The organism is Mycolicibacterium pyrenivorans (assembly GCF_025821625.1).
Lineage (GTDB): Bacteria > Actinomycetota > Actinomycetes > Mycobacteriales > Mycobacteriaceae > Mycobacterium > Mycobacterium pyrenivorans.
Map to the genome: position 1 here is coordinate 1 of NZ_JACKSH010000256.1, position 7,526 is coordinate 7,526.

Below are 7,526 nucleotides of genomic sequence, written 5' to 3' on the forward strand. Positions count from 1 at the left end.
CGCGGCTGCCGGCGCTGCGGGCGGTGCGAGTCCGGGCGGTGCGAGCGGGGCCGGTGCGAGCCCGGGCGGGCCGAGTGGAGCCGGTGGTGCGGCCGGCGCGCCGGTGCTCTGGATGCAGAACACCGCGCACTCCGGCTGCTGCTGCTGCGGCTGCATCCATGGAGGCAGCCACGCCGGCGGCGGCGGGGTCACCGGCTGCGGTGCTGCCTGGGGCGCGGGTGCCGGGCCGGGAAGCGGGCCGAGGGACTGGCCAGGCGCGAACCCGGGCACGTTGGTGGAGATCTGGCCGGCCACGTCGGTCCGGCCCATGAGCGGCAACAGCGACAGCGGATCGTTGGCGGGCAGGCCCGTGGCGTTCAGCGGAAGGCCCGGCCCGAGACCCTCGATCCGGTCGAGATGGGTATCGCCCATCCCGGTGCCGAGCGCGGGACCCAGCGTCGGGACGGACCCGGTGATCGGGGGGAGGTCGACGGGCACCACGCCGGTCGCGTACGACGCCGCCCAGCTCAGGACGTTGCGGGCGTAGGCCATCGAGTTGTTGTAGCGCAGGATCGCCGCCATCACGTCGGCCTGGTTGCGCAGGTTCAGGCCGCCGCTGCACAGGTAGCGGGCGGCCGCGAGGGAGGCGTCGTAGACGTTCTGGACATCGGCCTTGCCGTCACCGTCGCCGTCGGACGCGTACCGCGACCAGGTGCCGGGCAGGAACTGCATCGGCCCCATCGCCCTGGCGTAGGTCACGCGGTCGGCGCTGCGACTCTGCACGATGACCTCGTTGCCGGGCAGCGTGCCGTCCAGTGTGGGCCCGTAGATGGGTCGCACGGCGGTGCCCCGAGCATCCGTCGCGCCGCCGTAGGCGTGCATCGATTCGATGCGGCCGATCCCGGCCAGCAGGTTCCAGCTCACCCCGCAACCGGGGTAGGCGGTCGCCATCATGCTCTCGGCGTTGCGGTAGGCCGCCAGAGCCATTGACGGAATACGAAGTGTGCCAGGGGAATTCACCACAGCTGCCGGTGGCGGTGCGGACGACGCGGAGGCGGCGACGCGGAACGGGGTCGGTGTCTTGGTGACGGCCACCACCGAAAGGCCGGCGCGGCCACCCGGGGGTTCGACCGCGGCCAGCGGCAGCACCGCAGAATCCCGCGTCGGCATCGCCGACGGCGAGGACGCGCCGACGGCGCCCGCGAGAAGCAGTGGGGTGAGCACGGCGGCGACTCCGAAAGCCGGCGTGCGGATCACTCGTCCAGCGCGACGACCCGCGGCCCGGAGGGTGGGTCCTCCCCCTATGTGCACTCAACCGTCCTAGCTGTGTGATCGCCTGTGAACCAAGTCACCATACCTATTGGGCAACGATGCTGTAACAGCAATCGCCACAGCCGTCTCATGAGTTTTTCTTGGATCGCCGTTCGGTGGCGTGTTTGCTCGATCCGACATCCCCGTCGCCGGACGGTCGGTGCAGGTCGGCGATCATCTCGCGGATCTCCTCCAGTTCGCGGCGCAGGTAGTCGCGCGTGGCGACCTCGCCCACGGCCAGACGCAGCGCCGCCAGTTCACGCGCCAGGTATTCGGTGTCGGCCTTGGTCTGCTCGGCGCGCCTGCGGTCCTCTTCCAGGGAGACCCGGTCGCGGTTCTCCTGCCTGTTCTGGGCGAGCAGGATCAGGGGCGCCGCGTACGCGGCCTGGGTGGAGAACGCGAGGTTGAGCAGGATGAACGGGTACGGGTCCCACTGCCAGACGAAGGCGCCCATGTTGAGCAGGATCCAGACGATCACCATGATCGTCTGGATCGCCAGATAGCGACCCGTGCCGAGGAACCGGGCGATGCGTTCGCTGACCCGCCCGACCGCCTCGACGTCGAAGCGGGGGGTGAACGATCGTGATACCCGGGGCGTGTCGAGGCGCTGCCGGGCCGACGATTCGCTCATCGCGTCCTCGCCGCGGTCTCGATGTCGGGTTCGGCCTCGCGTTCGCGCCAGTCGTCGGGCAGCAGATGGTCGAGCACGTCGTCGACCGACACGGCGCCGAGCAGGTGGCTCTCCTCGTCGACCACCGGCCCGCACACCAGGTTGTAGGCGGCGAAGTAGCGCGTGAGCGCCCCGAGCGAGTCTTCCGGCCGAAGAGACGGCAGGTCGGTGTCCACGATGCCACTGACCAGCTCCGCGGGTGGTTCGCGCAGCAGTCGCTGCAGGTGGACGCAGCCCAGATAGTGGCCGGTCGGCGTCGCGGTCGGTGGGCGGACCACGAACACCAGCGACGCCAGCGCCGGTGTCAGATCCGGATCGCGCACCCGCGCAAGGGCTTCGGCGACGGTCGTGTCGGGAGCGAGCACCACGGGCCCCGACGTCATCAGCCCACCGGCGGTGTTCGGCGAGTGGCTGAGCAGCCGCCGCACGTCCTCGGAGTCCTCCGGGTCCATCCGGCGCAGGAACTGCTCGGCGTCGGCCGGGGTCATCGTTCCCAGCAGATCGGCGGCGTCGTCGGGGTCCATCGCCTCGAGCACGTCGGCGGCGCGGTCGGTCTTCAACTGACGCAGCAACTCCACCTGTTCGTCCTCGGGCAGCTCCTGGAGGACGTCGGCGAGCCGTTCGTCGTCGAGGGCGTTGACCACCTCGTAGCGGCGCTTGGCGGGCAGCTCGCGAATCGCGTCGGCGACCTCCACCGGCCGTTGCCCCTGGAAGTGCTCGAGCAGTTGCGCCACCCCTTGATCGGGCATGGCCAGACCGGACGGCGTGAGGCCGTGGACGTGCTGCCAGTCGACGGTGTACACATTGCTGCGGCGGCCAAGACGGCGCTGCGGCCGGACGGCGACCTTGGTGACCATCCAGTCGCGGGTGCGGGTCTGCTCGATGGCGAGATCGACGACCACGACGTCGATCCCCGCCAGCTGCGTCAGGTCCGGGTCGTCGATTCGGACCAGGGTGTCGAGCACCTGTCCGAGCACCAGTACCTCGCCGGGACGCTGGGAGAAGCGGCGAAGCGAGACGTTGCCGGTGGAGAGGGTGACCGCACCGGGCTCGATCGCCGTGACGCGCAGAATGGGAACGAAAATCCTTCTGCGGGTGAGCAGCTCGATCACGAGGCCGAGGACTCGGGGTTGTTGGCGCACGATGCTGATGCCGATGACCACATCGCGGACCCGGCCGATGGATTCCCCGTCGGGGCCAAGGGCCACCATCCCCGCGAGCCGGGCCGCATAGACCCTGTTGACCGACGCCATGGTTGTCAAGGGTAGAGAGTGTTGTTGTGGAAAACCGGTACCGACCCCGGCGGACGTGCCTGTCCGTGCCGGGCAGTAACGCCAAGATGATCCAGAAGGCCAAGACCCTGCCTGCCGACGAGGTGTTCCTCGATCTCGAGGACGCCGTCGCCCCGGAGGCGAAAACCGAAGCGCGCGCGCAGGTCGCGGCGGCGCTCGGTGAGCCCGGCTGGGCCGGTCAGTTGCGGGGCGTGCGCGTCAACGACTGGACGACACCGTGGACCCACGCCGACATCATCGAGGTGGTCGCCGCCGCGGGTGCGGCGCTCGACGTCGTGGTGTTGCCCAAGGTGACCGACGTGTCGCACATCCACGCACTGGACCTGATCCTGAGCCAACTCGAGGCCACCCACGGGCTGCCGGTGGGCCGCATCGGTATCGAGGCGCAGATCGAGGACGCCAGGGGGCTGACCGACATCGACGCGATCGCCGCCGGTCCGCGCGTGCAGGCGCTCGTGCTCGGCCCCGCCGATCTGATGGCGAGCCTGAACATGCGCACGCTCGAGGTGGGCGAGCAGCCCGAGGGATACGACGTCGGCGACGCCTATCACCACGTGCTGATGCGCATCCTCGTCGCGGCCCGCGCCCAGGGCATCGCCGCCATCGACGGTCCCTATCTGAAGGTTCGCGACACCGACGCGTTCCGACGGGTGGCGGGCCGATCGGCCGCGCTCGGCTACGACGGCAAATGGGTTCTGCACCCGGATCAGATCGCCGCGGGCAACGAGATCTTCAGTCCGCGCCAGGAGTCCTACGACCACGCGGAACTGATCCTCGAGGCCTACGAATGGCACACCTCGAGGGCCGGCGGTGCCAGGGGCGCGGTGATGCTCGGCGACGAGATGATCGACGAGGCCAGCCGCAAGATGGCACTCGTCATCGCGGGCAAGGGCAGGGCCGCCGGGATGCAGCGCACGGGCGCACCTTTCCAGCCGCCTGCCTAGCCGTACCGGTGCCGTACCGGGTCAAGCGGCGATGGCCGAAATGGTCCACGCGAAACTGATCAGGAAGGTCACCGCGCCCACGGCGATGCCCGCGATGGCCAGACCGTGGCCGGCCTGACGCGATTGCTTGATCTGGTTGAGCGCCATGACACCGAGCACGATGCCGATGATCGACCCGATGCCGCAGCACACGCCGACGATCGATGCGACCAGCGACGCGATCGCCAGCGAGTTGGTGCCCTGCGGCACGGGCGGGCCGTATCCGTAATCGGCGCCCGGATATCCGGCGGGCGGCGGCGCATACCCGCCGGACATCCCGTAGGGGGGCGGCGGCGGGTAGCCCGGCGACCCGTACCCCGCATTCGGGTAGGGCGACGAGCCCGGATCCGGATACGGCGGTGGGTAACCGGCGGGCGGCGGCGGATAGTCGGGCGGAGGATAGTCGCCGGACGGCGGGTAGCCGGACGTCGGGGTGTATGCCGGCGGCTCGTAACCCGAGGTCGGTGGGGCGTACGGGGGTGGCTGGTCGTACGCGGGCGGGGTGTACTCCGGGGGGCCGGTCTGCGGGATCGGTGAACTCGGTGACTGCTCGATCGGCGGCGCTTCGTCGCCGGCGGAAGGCGGCTCAGACCCGGATGTGGTGGAATCGGAGGGGTCGATTCGGCCTGCGTCGTCATCCGAATTTGTCATGCTGATAAACCTAGCGCAAGGTCCGGGGAACCCCCCGAGACTCAGGTGAGGCTCGTCGGGGCACCTTTGGCAGGCCCGGAGCGTTGTCGGGAGACAAGCGTTGCACGTCGCGCGATCGAAGGAGTTCTCGAAGACCATGACGAGCCCGTTCCAGCCCGGACAGAATCCCGGTGCGGCACCCGGTGTCCCCGCCTCTGGGCGGGGCCGCCCTGTCGGTCTGCCCACTCCTCCCAAGGGGTGGCCGATCGGGTCGTACCCGACCTACGCAGAGGCCCAGAAGGCCGTCGACCACCTCTCCGATCAACAGTTCCCCGTGGAGCACGTGACGATCGTGGGCGTCGACCTGATGCAGGTCGAGCGGGTCACCGGGAGACTGACCTGGCCCAAGGTGCTCGGCGGTGGCGTCCTCACCGGCGCTTGGCTGGGTCTGTTCATCGGCCTGATCCTGGGCTTCTTCAGCCCCAACCCGTGGAGCGCGCTGATCACCGGTCTGGTCGCTGGCGTGTTCTTCGGGCTGATCACCTCGGCGATCCCGTACGCAATGGCGCGGGGCACAAGGGATTTCAGCTCCACGATGCAACTGGTCGCGGGACGCTACGACGTGCTGTGTGATCCGCAGAGCGCCGAGCAGGGCCGGGATATCCTGGCGCGCTTGACGATCTGACCGCACCCGCAAAATGCGGGATGCGCTGGGAAGATGTTGCGCATCGGGCACTTCTGGCCCTACGGTTTGCCCTCGATGGCTGAGATCGTTATGGACAGGGTGACCAAGAGTTACCCCGATGGCACGGCGGCGGTCAAGGACCTGTCGATCAGGATCGCCGACGGCGAGTTCGTCATCCTCGTCGGCCCGTCCGGCTGTGGAAAATCGACGACGCTCAACATGATCGCCGGACTCGAGGAGATCACCTCGGGGGAGGTGCTCATCGGCGGTGAGCGAGTCAACGAGCGGTCGACCAAGGACCGTGACGTCGCGATGGTGTTCCAGTCCTTCGCGCTCTACCCGCACATGACCGTCCGCCAGAACATCGGCTTCCCGCTGACCGTGGCCAAGGTGGCCAAAGACAAAATCGTGCACAAGGTCGAACAGACCGCGAAAACCCTTGACCTGACCGATCTCCTGGACCGCAAGCCCGGTCAGCTCTCGGGTGGCCAGCGGCAGCGGGTGGCGATGGGGCGCGCGATAGTGCGAAACCCGAAGGCGTTCTTGATGGATGAGCCGCTGTCGAACCTCGACGCGAAGCTTCGCGTCCAGATGCGCTCGGAGATCGCGCGATTGCAGAAGCGTCTCGGTACCACCACGGTCTACGTCACCCACGACCAGACGGAGGCCATGACACTCGGGGACCGGGTGGTGGTGATGCTCGATGGTGAGGCCCAACAGGTCGCCACGCCGGACGAGTTGTACCGCAGCCCGGTGAACCTGTTCGTGGCGGGGTTCGTCGGGTCGCCCGCCATGAACTTCTTCCCCGCCGCCCTGACCGACCTCGGCCTGCGCCTGCCCTTCGGCGAGATCCCGCTCACCGGGCCGTTGTACGACCGGCTGCGGTCGGAGTCGCGCGACGACCTGATCGCGGGTGTGCGCCCCGAGCATCTCGAGGACGCCGCGGTGATCGACGCGTACGCCAGGATCCAGGCGCTGAGGTTCGACGTCATCGTGGAGTTGGTCGAATCCCTCGGCGCGGACAAGTATGTGCATTTCGGCGTCGACGGCCCGCAAGCGCGCGCGGCGCAACTCGCCGAGGTGGCAAAGTCGTCACCCGGGGTCGGGTCCGGCGGCAACGAGTTCGTCGCACGCGTTCCCGCACACTCCGCGGCGAAGGCGGGGCAGACGTTGCAGCTGGCTCTCGATCCCGCCAAGGTCCTGATCTTCGATCCCCGCACCGGCCGCAACCTCTCCCGCGCTACGGACGCAGGGTGACCGACGTCCTCGCCCTGGTCCGCGCCCACCTTCGCGACCATTTCACGCGGGCCGGCATCACCGCGGAACCCGATGAGGCCGGCGTCACGTTCCTTGGGGCGGACCCCATCGCAGTCGTCCGCTTCGGTGCGCCGGATATCGTTGCGCTTCACTATGTTTCGGTTGGGTGCTCTCGTCATCCGATGGTCGATCCGGCGGAACTGGTCACCGATCCGGTGCGCGGACCCCGGGCCGAGGTGGTGGTCACGCTGCGCGGGGCCTCGCCCACCGGCCTTGTACGGTCGGTCGCGGTGGTCGCCGCCGCGCCCGCCGTCGAGGGTCTCATCCTGGAAGCCGACGCCCTCATCGATCTGGAGTCGCCGCTGTGGCAGGGGGCGCCGTTCACGGCATTCCTGTTGGGCCGCAGCGACATCGACGACGTCGTGCTACCGGATCCACTGTCGCCGGTCAGCGTGCTGTCGGCCGTCCCGATCACCGCGACGGAGGCGGCGTGGGTGCGGCTCAGGGGTGCCGAGGCGATGAGGGAGGCGTGGGTGCAGGACGGAGTCGACACCGCGGACCCGCGGCGGCGAGCCGCCAGTCCCACCTGAGCGGCGAGCCGCCAGTCCCACCTGAGCGCCCTCGCCGGAATTGCATTCCAGCCAATGTGACCTTGCGGTCGCCCGTTCCGGGGTGAAAATGGGCTGGTGGTCGCCTTGCGACGCCGTGTCTGCATGGTT

General features: G+C 69.0%; 8 protein-coding genes. 4 read left to right on the top strand and 4 right to left on the bottom strand.

The genetic code is table 11. The features are described from left to right. The 3 genes from H7I57_RS28020 to H7I57_RS28030 all read right to left on the bottom strand — a co-directional run. Positions 1-1,290, bottom strand: a 1,290-nt coding sequence (locus H7I57_RS28020) for a lytic transglycosylase domain-containing protein (RefSeq protein ID WP_264027692.1), incomplete at its 3' end; no start/stop codon positions are given. Between the two features lie 88 nt (positions 1,291-1,378). After that, complete coding sequence (locus tag H7I57_RS28025) at positions 1,379-1,921, bottom strand: DUF1003 domain-containing protein (protein ID WP_264027694.1); 543 nt, start codon at positions 1,919-1,921, stop codon at positions 1,379-1,381. Then, on the bottom strand, positions 1,918-3,213 hold the full coding sequence (locus H7I57_RS28030; protein WP_264027695.1) for a magnesium transporter MgtE N-terminal domain-containing protein: 1,296 nt from the start codon (positions 3,211-3,213) through the stop codon (positions 1,918-1,920). Before H7I57_RS28030 ends, H7I57_RS28025 begins: the two co-directional genes overlap by 4 nt. A 26-nt stretch (positions 3,214-3,239) precedes the next feature. Between H7I57_RS28030 and H7I57_RS28035 the strand changes: the two genes are divergently transcribed. Then, positions 3,240-4,196, top strand: coding sequence for an HpcH/HpaI aldolase/citrate lyase family protein (locus H7I57_RS28035; protein WP_264027697.1), 957 nt, complete (start codon positions 3,240-3,242; stop codon positions 4,194-4,196). 21 nt (positions 4,197-4,217) lie between these two features. Here H7I57_RS28035 and H7I57_RS28040 read toward each other — a convergent pair whose 3' ends face one another. Beyond that, complete coding sequence (locus H7I57_RS28040; RefSeq protein ID WP_264027698.1) at positions 4,218-4,886, bottom strand: DUF4190 domain-containing protein; 669 nt, start codon at positions 4,884-4,886, stop codon at positions 4,218-4,220. Between the two features lie 136 nt (positions 4,887-5,022). On the opposite strand from H7I57_RS28040, the gene H7I57_RS28045 reads away from it, so the two are divergent. The 3 genes from H7I57_RS28045 to H7I57_RS28055 all read left to right on the top strand — a co-directional run bounded on the left by H7I57_RS28045 (position 5,023) and on the right by H7I57_RS28055 (position 7,397). Beyond that, positions 5,023-5,550, top strand: a complete 528-nt coding sequence (locus H7I57_RS28045; protein ID WP_264027700.1) for a YflT domain-containing protein — start codon at positions 5,023-5,025, stop codon at positions 5,548-5,550. Positions 5,551-5,625: 75 nt separating this feature from the next. Then, the gene (locus tag H7I57_RS28050; protein WP_264027702.1) at positions 5,626-6,807 is read left to right on the top strand and encodes an ABC transporter ATP-binding protein; all 1,182 of its coding nucleotides are present in this window, start codon (positions 5,626-5,628) and stop codon (positions 6,805-6,807) included. Further along, positions 6,804-7,397: a suppressor of fused domain protein gene (locus H7I57_RS28055; RefSeq protein WP_264027704.1), complete on the top strand. Its 594-nt coding sequence runs from the start codon at positions 6,804-6,806 to the stop codon at positions 7,395-7,397. Before H7I57_RS28050 ends, H7I57_RS28055 begins: the two co-directional genes overlap by 4 nt. Positions 7,398-7,526 lie beyond the last annotated feature (129 nt).

Coding starts and splice junctions, on each gene's coding strand:
- H7I57_RS28025 (WP_264027694.1), bottom strand. CDS start 1,921: ATGAGCGAATCGTCGGCCCGGCAGCGCCTCGACACGCCCCGGGTATCA.
- H7I57_RS28030 (WP_264027695.1), bottom strand. CDS start 3,213: ATGGCGTCGGTCAACAGGGTCTATGCGGCCCGGCTCGCGGGGATGGTG.
- H7I57_RS28050 (WP_264027702.1), top strand. CDS start 5,626: ATGGCTGAGATCGTTATGGACAGGGTGACCAAGAGTTACCCCGATGGC.
- H7I57_RS28040 (WP_264027698.1), bottom strand. CDS start 4,886: ATGACAAATTCGGATGACGACGCAGGCCGAATCGACCCCTCCGATTCC.
- H7I57_RS28045 (WP_264027700.1), top strand. CDS start 5,023: ATGACGAGCCCGTTCCAGCCCGGACAGAATCCCGGTGCGGCACCCGGT.